1 rRNA gene is annotated in these 503 nt (G+C 55.1%); it reads left to right on the plus strand.

Going from position 1 to position 503, the window contains the following annotated elements:
* Positions 1-503: ribosomal RNA gene (locus IVA74_RS01525) — 16S ribosomal RNA — on the plus strand; the annotation flags it as partial.

Consider the following 503-nt stretch of genomic DNA (forward strand, 5'->3'; position numbering starts at 1 on the left):
GTATAAGAGACAGCCTACGGGTGGCAGCAGTGGGGAATCTTCCGCAATGGACGAAAGTCTGACGGAGCAACGCCGCGTGAACGATGACGGCCTTCGGGTTGTAAAGTTCTGTTATACGGGACGAATGGTACGACGGTCAATACCCGTCGTAAGTGACGGTACCGTAAGAGAAAGCCACGGCTAACTACGTGCCAGCAGCCGCGGTAATACGTAGGTGGCAAGCGTTGTCCGGAATTATTGGGCGTAAAGGGCGCGCAGGCGGCGTCGTAAGTCGGTCTTAAAAGTGCGGGGCTTAACCCCGTGAGGGGACCGAAACTGCGATGCTAGAGTATCGGAGAGGAAAGCGGAATTCCTAGTGTAGCGGTGAAATGCGTAGATATTAGGAGGAACACCAGTGGCGAAAGCGGCTTTCTGGACGACAACTGACGCTGAGGCGCGAAAGCCAGGGGAGCAAACGGGATTAGATACCCTGGTAGTCCTGTCTCTTATACCATCTCCGAGCC

Source organism: Bradyrhizobium sp. 132 (assembly GCF_023074185.1).
Classification (GTDB): Bacteria; Pseudomonadota; Alphaproteobacteria; order Rhizobiales; family Xanthobacteraceae; genus Bradyrhizobium.